A 21229-nucleotide genomic window follows, 5' to 3' on the forward strand; every position below is an offset into this window, starting at 1 on the left:
TTTGTTTTTTGGACCGGATCGCGATGCAATCGAAGGTTTTCCGTTCCGTCCGTGCTTCATCTTCCTTCATCTTCCTATTGTCCGGCGGCGTGCGTCGCCCGACCCGTGCTTGCGAGAGTGTTCGACATGACTGGCTTTAACTGGCAGAACCCTTACCCGACGCCGCGCCTGCCTGTATTCGCGCGCAACATCGTCTCGACGTCCCATCCGCTTGCCGCTCAGGCGGGGCTGCGCATGTTGTGGAAAGGCGGTAACGCCGTCGACGCAGCCATCGCCGCAGCGGCCGCGATCACGGTTGTCGAGCCGGTTTCATGCGGCCTCGGCGGCGACGCGTTTGCACTGGTGTGGGACGGTCGCAAGCTGCATGGCCTGAACGCGTCGGGCGTGGCGCCGGCGGCGTGGAGCGTCGACTACTTCAGGCGCAAGTACGGCGAGGAAGCGGGCCTCGCGATTCAGCCCAAGCGCGGTTGGGATGCGGTGACGGTGCCCGGCGTCATCGCCGGTTGGGAAGCGCTGCATCAGAAGTTCGGCTCGCTGCCGTTTGCCGATCTGATGGAGCCCGCCATCGAGATCGCGGAGCGCGGCCATGCGGTGGCCAGCATCGTCGCGCACAAATGGGCGGCGGCGGTGCCGGAACTGAAGGACCAGCCGGGCTTCGCGTCGACCTTCATGCCGCGCGGACGGGCGCCGCAAGTGAGCGAACTCGTGCGCTTTCCCGGCCACGCGAAGACGCTGCGCAAGCTCGCCGAGCAAGGCCCGCGCGCCTACTACGAAGGCGAGATCGCCGAGCGAATCGCGGCCTTTTCGCGCGAATGCGGCGGCGCGCTGACGGCGGACGACCTGCGCAACTATCGTGCGGACTGGGTCGAGCCGATCGGCAAGAACTATCGCGGCTATACCGTGCATGAGATTCCGCCGAACGGGCAGGGCATTGCCGCGTTGATCGCGCTCGGCATCCTCGAACAATTCGACGTGAAAGAGCTGACGGTCGACAACGTCGAGTCTCAGCACCTGCAGATCGAGGCGATGAAGCTCGCGTTCGCCGACGTCTACCGCTACGTGGCCGATCCGCGTTCCATGGAAGTCACGCCCGAGCAGATGCTCGACCCCGCTTACCTCGCGTCGCGCGCGAGGCTGATCGACCCGAGGTGCGCCACACAATTCGATTTCGGCATGCCGAAGGCGGGCGGCACGATCTATATGTCGGTCGCGGACGAGCGCGGCATGATGGTCAGTTTTATTCAGTCCAACTATATGGGCTTCGGCTCGGGCATCGTGGTGCCGGACACGGGCATCTCGATGCAGAACCGCGGCTGCGGTTTTTCGATGGATCCGGCATCGCCGAATGTGGTGGAAGGCGGCAAGCGGCCGTTCCATACCATCATCCCCGCGTTCCTCACGCAGCAGGTGGACGGCCAGCAGGAGGCGGTGATGAGCTTCGGCGTGATGGGCGGGGACATGCAGCCGCAAGGTCATCTGCAATCCATCGTGCGCATGCTCGACTACGGGCAACAGCCGCAGGCCGCGTGCGACGCGCCGCGCTGGAAGGTCAACCGCGACTTCACGATCGACATCGAATCGACGCTCGACGCACGGACGGCAGAAGCGCTGCAGAAGCTCGGCCACACGATCAAGTCCGTCGACGATCCTTACATGGATTTCGGTTCGGGCCAGTACATCTGGAAGCTCGATCGCAACGATCCGGAGCGCGGTTATGTGGCCGCGAGCGACAGCCGCCGCGACGGTCTGGCGGCCGGCTTCTGAACGTCTCGCGCGGCTAAGCGCGCTTCGCGGCGATTCAGCGCGGTGTGTGCTGGGGCGTTTCCGGTGCTCCGGGCGCCCCTCATGCGTGAAGCGCGCCTCGTCGCATTTCGCGAAGCACAGCCAGCTCGTCGAGCTGGCTTTTGGTTGCGCGTTGCACTCGCGCTTGCGTCACCGAAACTTTCGTCTATCGTGGAATTGGAACTGCGGCCAATCGGCATGGTCTGTGCTGGGTTGTCTGCAGAGTTGCGAAACAGAGGCTAAGATGCAGACACAAGGGGTTAACTCTAATTCACGGCGCTGTATCCGACACGGCGAACCGCAACGCAAGGCAGCGCGATAGCAGCGGTTGCGAGCATGCTCCACGAGTCGATACAGCTTTCGGAGCAAGACACGATGCACACAGAGCTGAACCATGTCATGCCCTGGCGAATCGAGGACATCGACCTCACGCGCATTGACCGCCAGAAGGCCGTCGCAAACGAAGACCTGTTGTTGCTGCTGTGCGCCGCTTCGTTTATTGAAAGCGGCACCGACCTTTACACCAGTAATCTCAGTCAGTTCTTCGACGACGATCCGGAAGTTTCCGCGTGGCTCAACAACGAGTGGGAGCCCGAGGAAATGCAGCACGGCCGCGCGCTCAAGACGTATATCGCGTACGTCTGGCCCGAGTACGATTGGGACACGGCGTTTCGCAATTTCATGGACGAGTATTCGCTGACCTGTTCCGTGGAAGATTTCGAAAAGACGCGTGCGCTGGAAATGGTCGCGCGCTGCGTCGTCGAAACCGGCACGGCCACGTTGTATCGCGCGATTGGCGAGTGTTCGGACGAACCCGTGCTCAAAGAGATTACGGACAACATTCGGACCGACGAAGTCCGCCATTACAAGCACTTTTTCAAGTACTTCAAAAAGTACAACAAGATCGAGGGAAATGGCCGGCTTGCGGTGCTCGGCGCGCTCATGCGCCGCGTCATGGAAATCAAGAACGAAGATTCGGAAATCGCGTTGCGGCATGTCTTCGCCATTCGCTATCCGGAGCGCGTGCGCGATCAGGCTTATAACCGCGAGCGCGCCGCGCGCATCAATGCGCTGGTGAGGCGCAACCTGTCGGCGGACATGTGCGTGAAGATGCTGCTCAAGCCGCTCGATCTGCCCGCGAAGATTCAACCGGGCGTGCATTATCCGCTCGCGAAAATCACGCAGCACGTGTTCTTCCGGTGAAGCGGTAGAGGCGCCGGCGTGCAGCGATGGCCCGCGCGATGCGGGCCATCTGCTTTTCGAGGCATGATGAAGGCCTTACCCTTTCACCGGACATCTGCGATGAGCGACTCCTCACTGCCGCAACGCCCGCTCGACCAGACGGTATTCGACGAATGGCCCGATGCGGTTCGCGCGCTGTTCGACGGCTCGTCGCTTGCGAGCAAGACCGGCTTCACGGCGTCGTTGCTGACCGTCGACGCCAATCAGCACATTCGCACGTCGCTGCTTGGCATCGGCGAGTTATATGCGCCCGATTCGCGCACGCTTTGCATCGCGCTGTGGCCGCAAGCGCGGGCGGCGCGCGCGATCGCACAGAGCGGGCGCGCGGCGCTCACCTTCGTGTTCGAAGAGAAGTTCTATCAGGTGCAATTGCTCGCCGCGCCGCTGCCGGCCGCCGAGGGCGACGACAGCGGTCTCGTCTATATGAACTGTTCGATCGAATCGGCGGAATCGCAAAGCGTGCGTTATGCGCGCCTGACGAGCGGCATTACGTTCGAGCTGGAGGGCGGGAAAGGGCAGGTGCTCGACCGGTGGGAACGGCAGATCGAGCATGTGAAGCGCGCGGCGGCGCGTGCGTGAGATGGGGCTCGCAGCGGGAGCCGCGAGCCGCCAGCGTCATCTCACGTCTTAGCGCCCGCGCTGCCCGCTGCGCGCCGGATGAGCGCCGCGCGGCGCGTCCGTACGCGGCTTGGCGCCGCCGCCCAGCAGCGCGCCCGGATTGCTGCCTTGCGGCTTGCGCGGTGCATGCGCCACGCCGCCCTCGTGCGCGATGGCGCGCGGACGGTCGTCGTGACGCTGGCCGTCACGGCGCGGTTGTCCGCCGTTGCCGGCGGGCTTCGCGCCTTGCGGTTTTGCGGCTTGCGGCTTGGGCTGTTGCTGGCCGTTCGTGGGACGCTGCCCCGAGCGCTGCGCCGTGCCTTGCGCCGTGCCTTGATTCGCGCCTTGGCTCGACCCTCTGGCCCCTCTTGCCGCACCGCCATTGCCGCCGTTCGGTGCTCCTTGGCCTTGGCCCTGACGCGGCGAACGTCCGCCGCCGCCCTGACCGCGGCGCAGGATCGGCTCTGGCTTCGCCGTCGGGTCCGGCTCGAAGCCGGCGATCACTTCCTGCGGCACCGGGCGCTTGATGAGCTTCTCGATGTCCTTCAGCAACTGCAATTCGTCGACACACACGAGCGACACCGCTTCGCCCGTCGCGCCCGCGCGACCCGTGCGGCCGATGCGGTGCACGTAGTCCTCGGGCACGTTCGGCAGATCGAAGTTGACGACGTGCGGCAACTGGTCGATGTCGATACCGCGCGCGGCGATGTCGGTGGCGACCAGCACCTGCAGCGTGCCGTCCTTGAACTCGGCCAATGCGCGGGTACGCGCCGACTGGCTCTTGTTGCCGTGAATGGCGAGCGCGCTGATGCCGTCCTTCGTCAGCTGTTCGGCAAGGCGATTCGCGCCGTGCTTGGTGCGCGTGAACACCAGCACCTGAAACCAGTTGTGCTGCTTGATGAGATGCGTGAGCAACTCGCGCTTCTTGTCGCGATCCACCGGGTGGATCTTTTGCGCGACGGTTTCGGCGGTCGTATTGCGGCGCGCGACTTCGATGAGCGCGGGCGAGTCGAGCAGGTTGTCGGCGAGCGCCTTGATCTCGTCGGAGAAGGTGGCCGAGAACAGCAGGTTCTGCCGCTTCGGCGGCAGCTTGGCCAGCACGCGCTTGATATCGTGGATGAAGCCCATGTCGAGCATGCGGTCCGCTTCGTCGAGCACGAGGATCTCGAGATGCGACAGGTCGATGGTCTTCTGCTGCATGTGGTCGAGCAAACGGCCAGGCGTTGCGACGACGATATCCACACCGCTCTTCAATGCGCCGATCTGCGGATTGATGCCGACGCCGCCGAACATCACCGTTGACTTCAGCTTCAGATATTTGCCGTAGGCGCGCACGCTTTCTTCGACCTGGGCGGCCAGTTCGCGCGTAGGCGTGAGAATCAGCGCGCGCACGGCGCGCTTGCCGGAGGCCGCGGCGAGCGGCGGCATCGAATGAAGACGCTGCAGGATGGGCAGCGTGAAGCCAGCCGTCTTGCCGGTGCCGGTCTGTGCGCCGGCCAGCAGGTCGCCGCCGTTGAGCACGGCCGGAATGGCCTGAGTCTGGATGGGAGTCGGAGTGGTGTAGCCGAGTTCGTGTACAGCGCGGACCAACGGTTCGGACAAGCCGAGGGAATCAAAAGACATAAATGCTCTTTGCAATGCAGTTTCGCGAACGGCACATGAAGGCCCGCCGGGCACATGCGGCATGCATGCCGCACGAATGCGCCGCCTGGCGTAAGCCAGAGCGAGGCCGAAGCCCAGTTCCGTTCGCAGGGAAATCGGCGGCACGCTCGAGATGCGTGCCGAGTGCTTCAACGCGCTATGCAGACACGTTGACTGGCCTTAAGTTGCATTTCGCCGCCGTGGACGTCACGCGACATAGCGCGCGACGCTGACGAATTGACACAGACTGCCCGCCAGTACGAACAGGTGCCAGATACCATGCCCGTGCCGGATGCGCTCGTCGTTGATGAAGAAGTAGATACCGGCGCTGTAGATGACCCCGCCGGCCACGAGCCAGGCAGTGCCCGCTGCCGGCAATGCCTCCAGCAGCGGACGGACGGCTACGAGCGCGAGCCATCCCATCAGGACATACAGCACCATCGAAACGCTGCGGGTGCGCCGCCCGAGCGTGAGTTCCTGCACGATGCCGAGAGCGGCAAGCCCCCAGCTCACGCCGAAGAGCGACCAGCCCCACGGCCCGCGCAGCGTGACCAGCGTGAACGGAGTATAGCTGCCGGCAATCAGCAGATAGATGGCCGAATGGTCGCATTTCTGCAGCACTGCTTTCACGCGTGGGTCGCGCACGCTGTGGTAGAGCGTCGAAATAGCATACAGCACGAACAGCATCGCACCGTACACGCTGAAGCTGACTACCTTGTACGCGTCGCCCTCGACCGCACCCATCGTCACGAGCGTAACCAGCCCCGCCACCGACAGCACGGCGCCGACGAGGTGGGTAATGCTGTTCAAACGCTCACCGACATGCACGGTCTTTCCTCCTACACCGCTTTATCAAGCAATTGCCGCGCCACGCGTGGCGCCGTCAGTTGCTGCATGATACCGGGACTTCAGACGCGGTACCGAAAAGCGCGATTGTCAAATGCGGTCCTCAAAAACGAAGGGCGCGGCCGCGAAAGTCGCAGGCCGCGCCCCGGGTGCAACGAACGCTGCTTAGTCGAGCGGCGCCGAACGCAGATCGGACACTTGCTGCGGCGACACAGCCGTGCCGTGGTTGCCCCACGACATACGGATGTACGTCACGACGGCGGCCACTTCCTGGTTGGACAGCGACTGCGCGAACGGCGGCATGCCGTACGGGTGCGGATTCGCGTCCGTGCTCGGCGGATAACCGCCGTTCAGCACCATGCGGATCGGGTTGACCGCCGACGGCATCTGGATCGACTGGTTGTTCGCGAGCGGCGGGAAGGCCGGCGGCATGCCGAGGCCGTTGTCCGCGTGGCACTTCGCGCAGTTGTCAGCGTAAATCTTCTGACCTTGCTTCAACAGTTCGCCGCCGAACTTTTCGGACGTTTCGAGCTGCATGGGCTCCGGTGCCTCGCTCTTCTGCGGAATCGTCTTCAGGTACGTGGCCATGGCGTTGATGTCCGCATCGCTCATGTACTGCAGGCTGTTGTGGACCACTTCCGCCATCGGGCCGAACACCGCGCCGCGGTTCGACACGCCGGTCTTCAGCAGGTCGGCGATGTCCTTCGTTTCCCAGTCGCCGAGACCCGCTTCCTTGTTCGACGTGAGCGACGGCGCGTACCAGTTCTGCAGCGGAATCAGACCGCCCGCGAAGGCCGCCGAGCTGACCGGACCGCCCATTGCGTTGATCGACGTATGGCACATGCCGCAATGGCCGAGGCCTTCGATCAGATATGCGCCGCGGTTCCACTCGACCGACTTGGTCGGATCCGGCTTGTACTCGCCTTCACGGAAGAAGAGCGTACGCCAGCCGATCAGCATGTTGCGCTGGTTGAACGGGAACTTCAGTTCGTGCGGACGGCTCGGCACGGCAACGGGCGGGATGGAGCGCAGGTACGCGTAGATCGCGTCCGAGTCGGCGCGCGTGACCTTCGTGTAGCTCGTGAACGGGAAGCCCGGGTAGAGCAGGCTGCCGTCTTTCGAGCGGCCGGTATGCATGGCGCGGTAGAAGTCGTCCTGCGTCCACTTGCCGATACCGTACTGGTCGTCAGGCGTGATGTTCGGCGTGAACATCGTGCCGAACGGCGTGGCCATGGGCAGGCCGCCGGCGAACTGCTTGCCGCCGCGGACCGTGTGGCAGGCGATACAGTCGCCGGCGCGGGCGAGGTACTCGCCCTTCTTCACGAGCGCAGCCTGGTCGGCGGGCGTGGCGGCCACGGCCGTACCGTTGTGCAGATTGTCGCCGCCCGACCACAGGACGGGGACGAGTGCAGCAGCCGCGACGACGACCACTGCCGAGAGGGCGAACAAAGACTTGCGTTTCATTTGAGTGTCTCTCCCGGTGCCTTATTGCGGTTCGCTGCCGCAGGCAAGCGGAGTCTTCATCGAGCGGGCCGGAGCCGGCACGGGGTTTTGTGGAGCCTGTTGCGTGGAAAGCCAGGCAGCAACTGCGTTCACGTCTTCGTCCGTGAGGCGCGTGGCGATGGTGTGCATGCAATCAGGTGCGATGGCGTGGCGCGTGCCCGAACGCCATGCGCCGAGCTGCGCGCTGATGTAGTCGGAGTGCAGGCCCACGAGACCGGGGATGGCCGGTTCCATACCCGTCAGGCTCTTGCCGTGGCAGGCCGCGCAAGCCGGAATCTGCTTCGACGCGTCGCCGTTCAGCACGATCTGCTGGCCGCGAGCGAGCGTGGCCGACGACACAGTCGGCTTGGCGGGCGGCGGATAAGGCGGACGCTGCTTGGAGAAATACGTGGCGATCTGATGCAGATAGTCGTCGGAGAGATACGTGACGAGGTAGTTCATGGGCGGATACTTGCGGCGCCCTTCGCGGAAATTCTGCAACTGGTTGTACAGATAGTCGGCCGGCTTGCCTGCGAGGCGCGGAAAGTAGTCGTTGTCGGTACCTTGCCCGTGCGTGCCGTGGCAGGCCGTGCAGCCTTGCACGCGCGCTTCCATCGTATCGGGGGCCTTCGGTTGAGTCTGCGCTTTCGCAGCGCTATAGACACCCGCGGAGCCGATCAGCAGAAGGGCAAGCAACGGGCGGAAAATGCGTCTTGAAGACACGCGTAACTCCATCAAAATCGGGGACCTGACCGAACTTCGAGCGGCTCGGTGTGAAGGGCAGCCGGCGCTGCGGCGACGCAGCATTCTATCATCGAAGGGTGATGATGACTATTTGCCGCATCGGGGACGCTTGCGGCTGTCACAGGCGTGCGACAGTTTGCCGCGCGTCGCGGTGCGGAACTCACGGCGCGGTCTCCGGCTCGTGGCCGGCTAGTCGGCAAATGCAAGCGCTGTACCCGGCGAACTTATCCGCGCGATGTTGAACCGAACCGCGCCCGAACCATCGAAGCGTACACTTCGGGGCCCGCCGGGCCGCACGTCCGATGTGCCGGGGCACCAGGTCCGTTCCATCGGACCGGCCGGCCATCGCCGTTTTCCCGCCGTTTTACTGTTCACCCGCTATCGGCCTTACATGAAGCTAATTAACCTTTCTCGTCCGGCGCGGCTTTCGTCCGCGCTCGGCGCCGCCGCGCTGCTGCTGCTGAGTTCCGCAGCATTCGCGCATGCTCATCTCGTTTCGAGCGAGCCCGCTGCCAATGCCGAAGTCGCCGCTCCCGCCGACATTACGATCCACTTCAGCGAGCCGCTCGAGCCGGCCTTCAGCAAGATCGCACTCACCGATGCCGGCGGCAAGCCGGCCGCGCCCGCGGCGTCGCAGGTGGACAAGCATGACGCGCGCGTCATGCATCTGCCGCTGCCGACGCTCCGCGCCGGCCGTTACGCGGTGCATTGGACGGCGGTCGCCACGGATGGGCATCGCACGCAGGGCGACTTTGCGTTCACCGTCAAATGAGCGTCGACGGACTGTGGATCGGGCAGGTCGCCATGGCCGCGCTCATGAATGTCGCGTTTGCGTTTGCCGTCGGCTCGGCGTTGCTCGGGGCGTGGCTCGCGAATGACGCGAAGGCCAAGATCGCGCCCGCACAGCCTGCCTGGTTGCGCGCGCAACGTTCGCTGCTGACGGCGAGCGCGGTGCTGGTGCTCGCGGACCTCGGCTGGCTGCTCTATCAGGCGGCGTCGATGAGCGGCGTGTCCTTGCCCGCCGCCTTCGCGATTGTGCCGACGGTGCTCTCGCAAACCCATGTCGGCTACGGCTGGAGCATCGCCTTTGCCGGCGCGCTGGTCCTGCTCGGCACAGCGCTGACGAGCCATGGCGGCGTGCTGCGCAACGCGCTGCTGTGGCTCGCGGTGATCGCGATCGCGGCCGGCAAGGCCTCGCTCGGACACGCGGCGGACGCGGGCCTCGCGTCCGCCGCGATCGCGATGCAAACACTGCACGTGCTCGTGACGAGCGTCTGGGGCGGCCTCGCGATCGCGGCCGGGCTCGTCGTGCTGCCGGCGCTCGGCGCGTCGACCGCGCGCGGCGTGCTGATCCGCACGGCGACGCAGGTGTCGAACGTGTCGCTGGTGGCGGTCGGGTTCGTGCTGCTGTCCGGCATCTTCAATGCCGTGCGGGGCTCGGGCGGTTCGTTCGAGGCGATTGCGTCCAGCACATGGGGCCATGTCCTGATCCTCAAGCTCACGCTCGTCGGACTCGCGCTGGTGCTGGGCGGCCTGAACCGTTTTCTCGCGTTGCCGCGCCTGCGCCGCACGGCGTCGACAATGGACGCGCATACCTTCGTCAACGTGCTTTATCTCGAGGCGCTTGCGATGGTCGGTGTCTTCATCGCGGCGGCCGTGCTGGCGCATAGCGTGCCGGCCTTCGCTGCGCTCGGCTGAGCCTCGCGAGCGAGACGTTCGAAACGCCCGGCGCGCCGGCGCTCCCCGATGCGCGTCGTTGCGTTTGTCAGGTGGGGCGAGTGGCGCGGTCTGCACGCGTCGCACAAGAAGCACCGCACGGTGTCAGCGTGCGGCGCAAGACACGCGGTCTTGCGGGCCGGCCCGGCCTCGACAGGCGCGTGGACAGTCTGCTCGGCATCCGGCCGCCGGCCGCAATCATTCCAGCCCCAGCCGGTGGCCGACGATCGGCGCGCAAAAGAGCGCGATTGCGCAGCCCGCGGCTTTGCCTTCGAGTTCGGCTGCCGCCGCGTGCGCGTTATAGACGTGTGTGAGCAGATCGAACAGCTGCGGGACGCAATAGACGAAAGCGGCGAGGACGAACCACTTCTCGATGGCCGTAATGCGCCAGCCGCGCTCGTACGCCAGCATCGCGCCGATGATGCGCAGCACGCCGAACAGCGCGAGCGCGCCGACGGCAGCCTGCTCGCGCAGCAAATAGTCCGGAATGAATTCGCCCATGAAGCCCCCTGATGCATTCGTTGTTTGAATGCATTTCAGCAAGCTCCAGGCCATGTCTCCGTCTGATGCCGAACAGAATGAGTGAGAGCCTTTGCCGACGGGGCTTGGCAGGGCTTCGTGGGGTTGGCCGCGCGACGCGGGAGGTGTCGCCCGAGCGCCGCTCGGGTCCATTCGGTCCGGGATGTTACGTTACTGAGACGGGCGCGCGCGTCACGTCACCGTAACGCGCGGCTGCATTGCCCGAGAGAGGTTCCCGCGAGCACGGGCAAAACGAAGCGCAAAACAAAACGCAAGACAAAACGCCGCCCGCGGGCGACGTCTGTCGGCGACTGCGCCGGCAAACCAGCTCAGCCGATGAGCGAGCCTCACCACTCCGCGACGCTGCCGTCCGCGTGACGCCACACCGGGTTGCGCCAGCGATGCCCGACCTTCGCCATCTCGCGTACCTTCTCCTCGTTCACTTCGATGCCGAGGCCAGGCCCTTGCGGAATCGACACGAAGCCGTCTTCGTATTTGAAGACTTCCGGGTTCCTGATGTAGTCGAGCAGGTCGTTGCCCTGGTTGTAGTGGATGCCGAGGCTCTGTTCCTGGATGAACGCGTTGTAGCTCACCGCGTCGATCTGCAGGCAGGTGGCGAGCGCAATGGGGCCGAGCGGGCAGTGCAGCGCGAGCGCGACGTCGTAGGCCTCTGCCATCGACGCGATCTTGCGGCACTCGGTGATCCCGCCCGCGTGCGACGCGTCCGGCTGAATGATGTCGACATAGCCGCCCGACAGGATGTGCTTGAAGTCCCAGCGCGAATAGAGACGCTCGCCGAGCGCGATCGGCGTGTTGGTCTGATTGACGATGTCGCGCAGCGCTTCCGCGTTTTCCGACAGCACGGGCTCCTCGATGAAAAGCAGCTTGTAGGGATCGAGTTCTTTCGCGAGCACCTTCGCCATCGGCTTATGCACGCGGCCGTGGAAGTCCACGCCGATGCCGATGTCCGGCCCCACCGCCTCGCGCACCGCCGCGACATTGTTGATGACGCCTTGCACCTTGTCGAAGGTGTCGATGATCTGCAACTCCTCGGAGCCGTTCATCTTCACGGCCTTGAAGCCGCGCTCGACCACGGCGCGCGCGTTGTTCGCGACGTCGCTCGGACGGTCGCCGCCGATCCACGAATACACCTTGATCCTGTCGCGCACCTGGCCGCCAAGCAGCGCATGAACCGGCACGCCGTGATGCTTGCCCTTGATGTCCCACAGCGCCTGGTCGACGCCGGCAATCGCGCTCATGGTGATCGGACCGCCGCGGTAGAAGCCCGCGCGGTACATGACCTGCCAATGGTCTTCGATCAGCAGCGGGTCTTTGCCGATCAGATAATCGGACAGTTCTTCGACGGCCGCGGCCACCGTGTGCGCGCGGCCCTCGACCACCGGCTCGCCCCAGCCGACGATGCCTTCGTCCGTTTCGATTTTCAGGAAGCACCAGCGCGGCGGAACGATGAAGGTTTCAAGCTTGGTGATTTTCATGACGTGCGTCTCCGGTGGTCGCATGCGGATAGTCGAGGGTTTCCATGCTACAACAAACGTGAGTTAAAGTACTATTAATAGTACTATTTGCCACATATTGAGCGGCACGGCCGCCGGGAGAATGCTATTCAGCACGATCTGCACGGGCGTGTCGCCCATCTGCTGGCCACGGCGATTCTGCGCGGCGACTACGCGCCCGAGTCGATCCTGCCGCGCGAAGCCGAACTGATGGACACGTTCGGCGTCAGCCGCACGGTGTTGCGCGAGGCGCTGCGCACGTTGACGTCCAAGGGGCTGATCGAATCGCGGCCGCGCGTGGGCACGCGCGTGAGGCCGCGGCACGCGTGGAATCTGCTCGATGCCGACGTGCTCGACTGGTACTCGCGCGTGGCTGCGCCCATGCAGTTCGCGCTCAAGCTGCAGGAAATGCGCGAGATGATCGAGCCATATGCCGCGGGTCTTGCCGCCGCTTCGCATTCTGACGAGACCTTCGGCGCGCTCTCTGCCGCTCACGCCGCCATGGCCGCCGCGCGCAACGTCGACGAATGGGTGCGCGCGGATCTGCAATTCCATTTGAGCGTGCTCATTGCCTGCAGCAACGAACTACTGATTCCACTCGGCACGCTGATCGAGCGCACGCTGGAGGCGCAGCTTCGGTTGAACGCGAAGCGCGCCGACGTGTTCAACGCGTCGCTCGCCGAGCATACGGCCGTGTTCGAGGCCATTCGCGCGCGCGACGCCGCCGCCGCGCGCGACGCCATGGCGCGTCTGCTCGGCGTCACGCGCGGGCGCATCGAGGCGTGATCAATCCATGGCGGCGTGGGCCGCCGAAGCGTCGTGGCTCTTGCTGCCCGGGCGGATCAGCACGAGCAGCGGAATGACGAGCAGCGTCGCGACGAACATCAGCTTGAAGTCGTTGAGATACGCGATCATCGAGGCCTGCTGTGTGATCGACGCGTTCAGCGCCGCGATGTCGTAATGCGAGCCGCTTTCGAGCATCGGCTGAATGGCGGGGTTGAAGGGCGTGACATTGGCCGCGAGGTCCGCGTGCGAAATCTGCGTATTGCGCGTCATTAGCGTTTGCACGATCGAAATGCCAATACTGCTGCCGATGTTGCGCATCAGGCTGTAGGTGGCCGTGCCGTCGGCGCGCAGTTCCGGCGCGAGCGTCGAGAATGTCAGCGCGCTCAGCGGCACGAACACCAGACCGAGCCCGAAGCCCTGGATCACGCCGGGCCACACGATGTCCGAGGCCGACAGCACGATCGTGTAGTGCATCATCTGCCATAGCGCGAAAGCCGAAATCAGGAAGCCGGCGAGCAGCATAAGCCGCGCGTCGATCCGCTTCAGCAAGCGGCCGGCGAACAGCATCGCGACCATAGTGCCCGCGCCGCTCGGCGCGGTGACGAGACCGGTGGTCGCGACCGGATAGCTCATCAGGTTTTGCAACATCGGCGGAAGCAGCGCGCGCGTGGCATACATCACCGCGCCGATCACGAAGATGAAGAACGTACCCGTCGTGAAGTTCGGATCCTTCAGCAATTCGTATTTGAAAAACGACGTCTTGCCGACGGTTGCCGTATGCACGAGAAAGAATGCGAAGCTGATAGCGGCAATCAGCGCCTCCAGCACGATCTCATGGGAGCCGAACCAGTCGAGTTGCTCGCCACGATCCAGCATCGCCTGAAGCGCGCCAATCGCGAGGCCGAGCGTCGCGAAGCCGAACGCGTCGAACTTCGCGTCGGGTTTCGGCGCGCGCGAGGGCAGAAAGGTCGCCACGCCGAACAGCGCAAAGGCGCCGATCGGCACATTGATGAAGAACACCCAGCGCCAGTTGTAGCTGTCGGTGAGCCAGCCGCCGAGCGTCGGGCCGAGAATCGGGCCGACCATCACGCCCATGCCCCACACGGCCATGGCCTGGCCCTGCTTCTCGCGCGGATTGATGTCGAGCAGGATGGACTGCGACAGCGGCACGAGCGACGCGCCGAAAACGCCCTGGAGCAAACGTGACGCGACGATTTGCGCGAGCGTCTCCGAGAGACCGCATAACGCCGACGACACCGTGAAGCCGCCGATCGCGAGGATGAGCAGGCGCTTCACGCTCAGCCGGTCGGACAGCCAGCCGGTCAGCGGCGTCGCAATCGCGGCGGCGACGATGTACGAGGTCAGCACCCACGTGATCTCGTCCTGCGACGCCGATAGCGTGCCCTGCATATGCGGCAGCGCGACGTTGGCGATGGTGCTGTCGAGCGTCTGGATCAGCGTGGCGAGCATGATCGAGACGGTGATCATCGGCCGGTTGAGCGGCGCGGCGGCGACGCTCGACGGCGAGGAGGCGGCGGGCATGACTGTGGGAGATCGTCGATATAGTAAGCATGCTTAGTATATCGACGCGTGGACCGGCTCACATCGGGAATTATGCGGAGGCTGAATAACTTGACCACGGGGTTTCGGGAGGAAGCTCTTTCGTATAATCCGCGCATGGAGACCCAACCCGCCGCACCCGCCCGACCCGCCCAGCTTGCTCAGCTCGAAGAGCGCTTCGGCTTCCTTGTTTCGGACGTCGGCCGCTTGAGCGGCAAGCGTTTCGACGATCTCGCGAAATCGTCGGTCGATCTGACGCGCGCGCAATGCCGTGTGCTGGCTTATCTCGCGCATTACGGCGACATCAACCAGGCGCGGCTCGCCGATCTGCTGGAAGTTGCGCCGATTTCGGCGGGCCGACTGCTCGACCGGATGGAGGAGGGCGGCTGGATCGAGCGCGCGGCCAATCCGCAGGACCGCCGTGAGCGCCAGGTGCGCATGACACCGAAGGCGGAGCGCGCGCTGGGCAAGGCGCGCGAAGTGGGCGACGCGGTCGCGCTGGAAGCGTTGAACGGCTTCAGCAAGGAAGAAGCCGCGCAGTTGATCACGCTGTTGCAGCGCGTGCGCGGCAATTTGAGCCGGCTGGTGGATCGGTGATCCGTTTTGCCGCCGTCGACCTCACGGCGGCAGCGGCTACTTGGCTTCCGAGCCGGTGGTGGCGCCCGACGGCGGCGCCAGCTCAAAGCAGGCCGGCGCTTTTTTCCCGGGCTCGGGTCCCTGCGGGTCGATGCATTTGAACGCGCTCTGGTCGCGCTGCACGAAGATGGTGTCGGCCGGACCGGCCTCTCCACGAGGCGTGTTGACGACGGCCACGATCTTGTAGCCGTTCTGCAAAAGCGTGGACAGCGTGCTCTGGCTTGCGCGCCACTGGTTGTCGGTGGGCGTTTGCGCTTGTGCCGCGGTGACGGAAGCGGCGCCGAGAAGCGCGATGGATGCGATGGCCACGGTGTGCGCAGCGGTGCGGAACGTCATCAACAATCCTCCTTAAGTTGCGGGTGTCGCTGCCCGGATGAAACGTGGACAGCCAGAAACGAAAAAGCCGCTGAACCTTGCGGATCAGCGGCTTTTTCTTGCAACTGGTGGCGAATCAGGGACTCGAACCCCGGACCTGCGGATTATGATTCCGTCGCTCTAACCAACTGAGCTAATTCGCCGAAAGAAGCGAGATTATGAGGACAGCGCCGGAGGCTGTCAACCCCCCGGCACGCAACTTTTTAAGTCGCCGCCTCACGAACCCGCGCGGGCCTCAGTCTTTCGCGTAAATGTCCGAGTCCTTGGTCTCGCGCACGAACAGCATGCCGATCACGAAGGTGATCACCGCGATCACGATCGGATACCACAACCCGGAATAGATGTTGCCCTTCGCCGCGACGATCGCAAACGCGGTAGCCGGCAGGAAGCCGCCGAACCAGCCATTGCCGATGTGATAAGGCAGCGACATCGACGTATAACGGATCCGCGTCGGGAACATCTCCACCAGCATTGCCGCAATCGGCCCGTAGACCATGGTCACGTAGATCACGAGGATGGTGAGAATCACCACGCTCATCGGCCAGTTGATCTGCGACGAATCGGCCTTCGGCGGATAGCCGGCGGACTTCAGCGTCGTTGCCAGCGTTTTGTCGAACGTCTTGCCCTGGTCCTTCGCGTCGGCGGCCTTGCCGTCATAGGTGTTGATCACCGTGTCGCCGACCTTGATCTGCGCGAGCGTGCCCGCGGGGGCCGCCACGTTGTCGTAGTTCAAGCCGGACTTCGACAGCGCGCTCTTCGCGATGTCGCACGAACTCGTGAACTTCGACGTGCCGACCGGGTTGAACTGGAACGAGCATTCATCCGGATTCGCGATCACGACAATAGGCGCCTTGGCCGTGGCCGCTTCCAGCGCCGGGTTGACGTAATGCGTGAGCGCCTTGAAGAGCGGGAAGTAGGTGAGCGCCGCGATCAGAAGGCCTGCCATGATGATCGGCTTGCGGCCGATGCGGTCCGACAGCGAGCCGAAGAACAGGAAGAACGGCGTGCCGATCAGAAGCGCGAGCGCGATCATGATGTTGGCGGTGGCGCCGTCCACCTTGAGCGTCTGGGTCAGGAAGAAGAGGCTGTAGAACTGGCCCGTGTACCACACCACGGCCTGGCCGGCCGTCAGGCCGATCAGCGCAAGAATCACGACTTTCAGGTTTTTCCACTGGCCGAACGCCTCGGAAAGCGGCGCCTTCGACGTCTTGCCTTCGGCCTTGATGCGCTCGAACACCGGCGATTCATGCAGTTGCAGGCGAATCCACACCGACACGGCCAGGAGCAGAATCGACGCGATGAACGGAATGCGCCAGCCCCATGCGCCGAACGCGTCTTCGCCCATAGCCGTGCGCACGCCGAGAATCACCAGCAGCGAAAGGAACAGGCCGAGCGTGGCCGTCGTCTGAATCCAGGCCGTGTAGAAACCGCGGCGCCCCGGCGGCGCGTGTTCGGCCACATAAGTGGCGGCACCGCCGTACTCGCCGCCGAGCGCGAGGCCCTGCAGCATGCGCATTGCGATGAAGATCACCGGCGAAGCAATGCCGATCGCCGCGTAACCCGGCAAAAAGCCGACGAGGAAGGTCGACAGACCCATGATCACGATGGTGACGAGGAAGGTGTACTTCCGGCCGACCAGGTCGCCGAGCCGCCCGAACACCACCGCGCCGAACGGCCGGACCGCAAAACCCGCGGCAAAGCTGAGCAGCGTGAAGATGAAGCCGGCCGTGGGATTCACGCCGGAGAAGAAGCTCTTGCTGATGAAGGCCGCCAGCGAGCCGGCGAGATAGAAGTCGTACCATTCGAAAACCGTACCTAGCGACGATGCGAAGATCACCCGCTTCTCATCGCGCGTCATGGGTACGGGCGCAATGTGTCCGCCAACGGTAGCCATTTGTCGTCTCCAATATTTGATATGCACGCGGCGCACCGGCCCGCTGTGCACCGTGCAACCGATTATTGGAGTGAAAACTTACGGCGTACTGACGCGGACGGCCACGCTCGCAGCCTCGCAATCAGCCGCGAATTCTTCGGAAAATCTGTCAAATTGCGTGCAAGCGCGCACAGTCTGGCGCCAACGTCGTTGAATCTGTCCTGCGGCGTTGGTGGTGGTCAGGTCGCGTTAGGGTAAGTCCTGCCCCGTTCCAGCACGTGCAAACTGACACGCACGAGCGTTCCCGCGAGCCTCGGCGAGCTCTGATAGACGTTGTCTTCGATAGTCAGCTCGCCGCCGTGCATGGTCGCAATTTCGCGGACGATGGCGAGCCCGAGGCCGCTGCCGTCGCCTTCGCGGCCGAGAATCCGGTAAAAGCGCTCCAGCACCCGCGCGCGCTCGGCCACCGGAATGCCAAGCCCCGTGTCTTCCACTTCCAGATGCACGAGCCGCGCGGCGGCGTCGTGCCTCACTCTCACCGTGATGCGGCCGCCCGCCGGCGTGTAGCGGATCGCGTTGTCGATCAGGTTCGACAGCATCTCGCGCAACATGACCGGATTGCCTTCCACTTCGACTGGCTCGTCGGGCGCCTCGTAGCCGAGATCCATCTGCTTGGCGAGCGCGGCCTGCACCCAGTCGCGCACGGCGTTGCGCGCCACCTCCGTCACTTCCACCGGCGTGAAAATCTGCCCCGACATACGGTTTTCCGCGCGTGCGAGCGCGAGCAGCTGGGTGACGAGGCGGGCCGCGTGCTCGGAACTCGTCGCGATCTGTTCGAGCGAGCGGTGCACTTCCTCCGACGCGTCCTGCCGCAGCGCCAGTTCGGCCTGGGTGCGCAGACCTGCGAGCGGCGTCTTCATCTGATGCGCGGCGTCGGCGATAAAGCGCTTTTGCAGCTCCATATTCTGTTCGAGGCGCGTCAGCAGGTCATTGAACGACGTGACGAGCGGCTCGATTTCCGGCGGCGCCCGGCGCGCCTCGAGCGGCGAGAGGTCGTCCGGACGCCGCGCGCGGATGTGCGCCTGCAGCGCGTGCAGCGGCGCAAGCCCGCGCGACAGACCGAACCACACGAGCAGGATCGCGAGCGGCAGGATCACGAACTGCGGCAGGATCACGCCCTTGATGATGTCGTTGGCAAGCTGGCTGCGTTTGTCGAGCGTCTCCGCCACCTGCACGAGCACCGGCTCCGCGCCCGGCGTCTGCGGGAACTCGACCGTCGTATAGGCGACGCGGATGTCGTTGCCGCGCAGCATGTCGTCGCGGAACGCCACGAGGCCCGGCTGCGGCCGGTCGTCCTCGTGCGGGAGCGGCATGTCGCGCTCGCCCGCCACCAGCTCGCCGCGCGTGCCGAGCACCTGATAGAACACACTGTCGACGTTATCGGTGCGCAGAAAGTCGCGCGTGGAATCGGGCAGCGTCAGTTCGGCGACGCCGTTGACAGGATGGATCTGGCGCGCGAGCACGTAGGCGTCGGTTTCGAGCGCGCGGTCGAACGGCCCGTTGGCAATCGACTTGGCGACGAGGTAAGTCACCGCGAGGCTCATCGGCCAGAGCAGCAGCAGCGGCGCCAGCATCCAGTCGAGGATTTCGCCGAACAACGAGCGCGGACGCGCCTCGGCGGCGGCTTCGGTTTCGTCGGGCGGGGCGAACGGATTGGCGTAGCGCTCGTCGCGCGCCTCGTCGAGGTCCGCCGCGCGAGCCGCCGCGCGATCTGCGCGTGCGGACATGAAAGTGCTCTACTTATAGTGATGGCTTGTCGGCATTCCGCCGGACGGTGCCGGCGAGGAGGGCGACGGCGCCGGCTCAGGGGCGGCGGGCGTGTCAGGGGTGCCTGCATTGGCTGCATGGCCGCCCGGATTGGCGTTCGCGGCTGCGACCGCCTTTTCGAGGCAGTAGCCGAGTCCACGCACGGTGATGATACGCACGCCGCTCGGCTCGATTTTCTTGCGCAGCCGGTGCACATACACCTCGATTGCGTTGTTGCTGACTTCCTCGCCCCATTCGCACAGATGGTCGACCAGCTGTTCCTTCGACACCAGCCGGCCGATCCGCTGCAGCAGCACTTCGAGCAGGCCGAGCTCGCGCGCCGACAGGTCGATCACCTGATCGTTGATATAAGCGATCCGGCCCACCTGATCGAACGACAGCGAACCGTGCCGCACGACGGTCGGGCCGCCGCCAGCGCCGCGCCGCGTGAGCGCGCGCACGCGCGCTTCCAGTTCGTTCAGGGCGAACGGCTTGGCCATGTAGTCGTCGGCGCCGAGATCGAGGCCCTTGACGCGCTCGTCGACGCTGTCGGCGGCCGTCAGGATCAACACGGGCAGATTGGAATTGCGGGCGCGCAGGCGGCGCAGCACCTCGAGCCCGGACATGCGCGGCAGGCCGAGATCGAGAATCAGCAGGTCGAAACTTTGCATCGACAGCGCGGTGTCGGCCTCGACGCCGTTCTTCACGTGATCCACGGCATAGGCCGATTGGCGGAGTGATCGAACCAGACCGTCCGCGAGTATGCTGTCGTCTTCGGCAATCAGAATTCGCATGATGCGCCAGCTCAGGGCCTGTGGCCGGCACCTCGGGTGTCCCCGCGGCGCACAGCGGTCTCCGAAAATTATTGTGGGTGGTTTGGGCAGCGCGACGGTAAAAATGCGCGTTCGCATGAGAATCGCGCTTGCCAAAACTACTGTTTTTTTATACAGTGTCTGGGTTTCGTGTGCTGTCCTTTAAAAATGGACGACACATCTGCCTCAGACGCCGTTCATCATAGCAAAGGACGATTCATGGAAGAAAGCAAGAAAGGCTCGGCTGGACTGACTGCTGAAAAGAGCAAGGCACTCGCTGCCGCCCTCGCGCAGATCGAAAAGCAGTTCGGCAAAGGGTCGGTCATGCGGCTCGGCGCAGGTGAGGCAGTCGAAGACATCCAGGTCGTTTCCACTGGATCGCTCGGCCTGGATATCGCACTGGGCGTCGGCGGTCTGCCGCGTGGCCGCGTGGTCGAAATCTACGGCCCGGAGTCGTCGGGTAAAACCACGCTCACGTTGCAGGTCATCGCCGAAATGCAGAAGCTCGGCGGTACGGCAGCGTTTATCGACGCGGAACACGCGCTGGACATTCAATACGCCGGCAAGCTCGGCGTGAACGTGAGCGACCTGCTGGTTTCGCAGCCGGATACGGGTGAACAGGCGCTGGAAATCGCCGACGCGCTCGTGCGCTCGGGCTCGATCGACATGATCGTGATCGACTCGGTCGCGGCACTGGTGCCGAAGGCTGAAATCGAAGGCGAAATGGGCGACTCGCTGCCGGGTCTGCAAGCGCGTCTCATGTCGCAGGCGCTGCGCAAGCTCACCGGCACGATCAAGCGCACCAACTGCCTCGTCATCTTCATCAACCAGATTCGCATGAAGATCGGCGTGATGTTCGGCAATCCGGAAACCACCACGGGCGGCAACGCGCTGAAGTTCTATGCGTCGGTGCGTCTGGACATTCGCCGCATCGGTTCGATCAAGAAGAACGACGAAGTGATCGGCAACGAAACCCGCGTCAAGGTGGTCAAGAACAAAGTGTCGCCGCCGTTCCGCGAGGCAATTTTCGACATTCTGTACGGCGAAGGTATTTCGCGACAGGGCGAAATCATCGACCTGGGCGTGCAGGCCAAGATCGTCGACAAGGCCGGTGCGTGGTACAGCTATAACGGCGAGCGTATTGGCCAGGGCAAGGACAACGCGCGTGAATTCCTGCGCGAAAATCCGGACATCGCGCGTGAGATCGAAAACCGTATCCGCGAATCGCTGGGCGTGAATGCAATGGCCGAAGCAGTGACCGGCGCAGGCGCAGAAGTCGCGGACGAAGAAGAGTAACC

Annotated in this window: 19 protein-coding genes and 1 tRNA gene; 8 read left to right on the plus strand and 12 right to left on the minus strand. The window is 64.3% G+C overall.

The features are described from left to right. The first annotated feature begins 126 nt into the window (after positions 1-126). The 3 genes from ACEN8U_RS16795 (at position 127) to ACEN8U_RS16805 (ending at position 3603) form a co-directional block, all read left to right on the plus strand. Entirely contained in the window at positions 127-1764 is a 1638-nt protein-coding gene (locus tag ACEN8U_RS16795; RefSeq protein WP_041746386.1) for a gamma-glutamyltransferase family protein, read from the plus strand. A 393-nt stretch (positions 1765-2157) separates the two neighbouring features. Then, positions 2158-2985 (plus strand): ferritin-like domain-containing protein, encoded by an 828-nt coding sequence (locus ACEN8U_RS16800; RefSeq protein WP_015003692.1) that lies wholly within the window; start codon positions 2158-2160, stop codon positions 2983-2985. Between the two features lie 99 nt (positions 2986-3084). Continuing rightward, the gene (locus ACEN8U_RS16805) at positions 3085-3603 is read left to right on the plus strand and encodes a hypothetical protein (protein WP_015003691.1); all 519 of its coding nucleotides are present in this window, start codon (positions 3085-3087) and stop codon (positions 3601-3603) included. 48 nt (positions 3604-3651) lie between these two features. Here ACEN8U_RS16805 and ACEN8U_RS16810 read toward each other — a convergent pair whose 3' ends face one another. The 4 genes from ACEN8U_RS16810 to ACEN8U_RS16825 form a co-directional block, all read right to left on the minus strand. After that, entirely contained in the window at positions 3652-5244 is a 1593-nt protein-coding gene (locus ACEN8U_RS16810) for a DEAD/DEAH box helicase (RefSeq protein ID WP_015003690.1), read from the minus strand. A 225-nt stretch (positions 5245-5469) separates the two neighbouring features. Further along, entirely contained in the window at positions 5470-6090 is a 621-nt protein-coding gene (gene trhA, locus ACEN8U_RS16815) for a PAQR family membrane homeostasis protein TrhA (protein ID WP_015003689.1), read from the minus strand. Between the two features lie 183 nt (positions 6091-6273). Then, entirely contained in the window at positions 6274-7572 is a 1299-nt protein-coding gene (locus ACEN8U_RS16820; protein ID WP_013589548.1) for a c-type cytochrome, read from the minus strand. Positions 7573-7593: 21 nt separating this feature from the next. Then, the gene (locus ACEN8U_RS16825; protein ID WP_035482825.1) at positions 7594-8325 is read right to left on the minus strand and encodes a c-type cytochrome; all 732 of its coding nucleotides are present in this window, start codon (positions 8323-8325) and stop codon (positions 7594-7596) included. A gap of 400 nt (positions 8326-8725) precedes the next feature. Here ACEN8U_RS16825 and copC point away from each other — a divergent pair, with 400 nt between their 5' ends. Both copC and ACEN8U_RS16835 read left to right on the plus strand, forming a co-directional pair. After that, positions 8726-9106 carry a copper homeostasis periplasmic binding protein CopC gene (gene copC / locus ACEN8U_RS16830; RefSeq protein WP_015003687.1) on the plus strand — a complete coding sequence of 127 codons (381 nt, stop codon included), beginning with the start codon at positions 8726-8728 and terminating at the stop codon, positions 9104-9106. Then, positions 9103-10032, plus strand: a complete 930-nt coding sequence (locus ACEN8U_RS16835; RefSeq protein WP_015003686.1) for a CopD family protein — start codon at positions 9103-9105, stop codon at positions 10030-10032. Before copC ends, ACEN8U_RS16835 begins: the two co-directional genes overlap by 4 nt. Positions 10033-10248: 216 nt before the next feature. Here ACEN8U_RS16835 and ACEN8U_RS16840 read toward each other — a convergent pair whose 3' ends face one another. Both ACEN8U_RS16840 and dgoD read right to left on the minus strand, forming a co-directional pair. Further along, the gene (locus tag ACEN8U_RS16840; RefSeq protein ID WP_013589544.1) at positions 10249-10551 is read right to left on the minus strand and encodes a hypothetical protein; all 303 of its coding nucleotides are present in this window, start codon (positions 10549-10551) and stop codon (positions 10249-10251) included. Positions 10552-10916: 365 nt separating this feature from the next. Continuing rightward, positions 10917-12065: a galactonate dehydratase gene (gene dgoD / locus ACEN8U_RS16845; protein ID WP_015003685.1), complete on the minus strand. Its 1149-nt coding sequence runs from the start codon at positions 12063-12065 to the stop codon at positions 10917-10919. A gap of 87 nt (positions 12066-12152) precedes the next feature. Here dgoD and ACEN8U_RS16850 point away from each other — a divergent pair, with 87 nt between their 5' ends. Beyond that, positions 12153-12869: a FadR/GntR family transcriptional regulator gene (locus tag ACEN8U_RS16850; RefSeq protein WP_015003684.1), complete on the plus strand. Its 717-nt coding sequence runs from the start codon at positions 12153-12155 to the stop codon at positions 12867-12869. Here the strand turns inward: ACEN8U_RS16850 and ACEN8U_RS16855 are convergent, their stop codons facing one another. After that, positions 12870-14411 carry a DHA2 family efflux MFS transporter permease subunit gene (locus ACEN8U_RS16855; protein WP_015003683.1) on the minus strand — a complete coding sequence of 514 codons (1542 nt, stop codon included), beginning with the start codon at positions 14409-14411 and terminating at the stop codon, positions 12870-12872. Positions 14412-14546: 135 nt separating this feature from the next. Between ACEN8U_RS16855 and ACEN8U_RS16860 the strand changes: the two genes are divergently transcribed. Further along, positions 14547-15026, plus strand: coding sequence for a MarR family winged helix-turn-helix transcriptional regulator (locus ACEN8U_RS16860; RefSeq protein ID WP_015003682.1), 480 nt, complete (start codon positions 14547-14549; stop codon positions 15024-15026). A gap of 36 nt (positions 15027-15062) precedes the next feature. On the opposite strand, the gene ACEN8U_RS16865 is transcribed toward ACEN8U_RS16860, so the two are convergent. The 5 genes from ACEN8U_RS16865 to ACEN8U_RS16885 form a co-directional block, all read right to left on the minus strand. Beyond that, a complete protein-coding gene (locus ACEN8U_RS16865; RefSeq protein WP_015003681.1) occupies positions 15063-15401 on the minus strand; it encodes a hypothetical protein in 339 nt (112 codons plus the stop codon). A 105-nt stretch (positions 15402-15506) separates the two neighbouring features. Then, positions 15507-15583, minus strand: a tRNA-Met gene (locus tag ACEN8U_RS16870). 92 nt (positions 15584-15675) lie between these two features. After that, complete coding sequence (locus tag ACEN8U_RS16875; RefSeq protein WP_041745756.1) at positions 15676-17334, minus strand: MFS transporter; 1659 nt, start codon at positions 17332-17334, stop codon at positions 15676-15678. Positions 17335-17552: 218 nt separating this feature from the next. After that, positions 17553-19100 (minus strand): sensor histidine kinase, encoded by a 1548-nt coding sequence (locus tag ACEN8U_RS16880; RefSeq protein WP_013589537.1) that lies wholly within the window; start codon positions 19098-19100, stop codon positions 17553-17555. Positions 19101-19109: 9 nt separating this feature from the next. Continuing rightward, positions 19110-19913 (minus strand): response regulator transcription factor, encoded by an 804-nt coding sequence (locus ACEN8U_RS16885; protein ID WP_015003679.1) that lies wholly within the window; start codon positions 19911-19913, stop codon positions 19110-19112. A 237-nt stretch (positions 19914-20150) separates the two neighbouring features. Between ACEN8U_RS16885 and recA the strand changes: the two genes are divergently transcribed. Further along, the gene (recA, locus tag ACEN8U_RS16890; RefSeq protein WP_013589535.1) at positions 20151-21227 is read left to right on the plus strand and encodes a recombinase RecA; all 1077 of its coding nucleotides are present in this window, start codon (positions 20151-20153) and stop codon (positions 21225-21227) included. Positions 21228-21229 lie beyond the last annotated feature (2 nt).

It is taken from the genome of Paraburkholderia phenoliruptrix (assembly GCF_047325075.1).
Lineage (GTDB): Bacteria > Pseudomonadota > Gammaproteobacteria > Burkholderiales > Burkholderiaceae > Paraburkholderia > Paraburkholderia phenoliruptrix.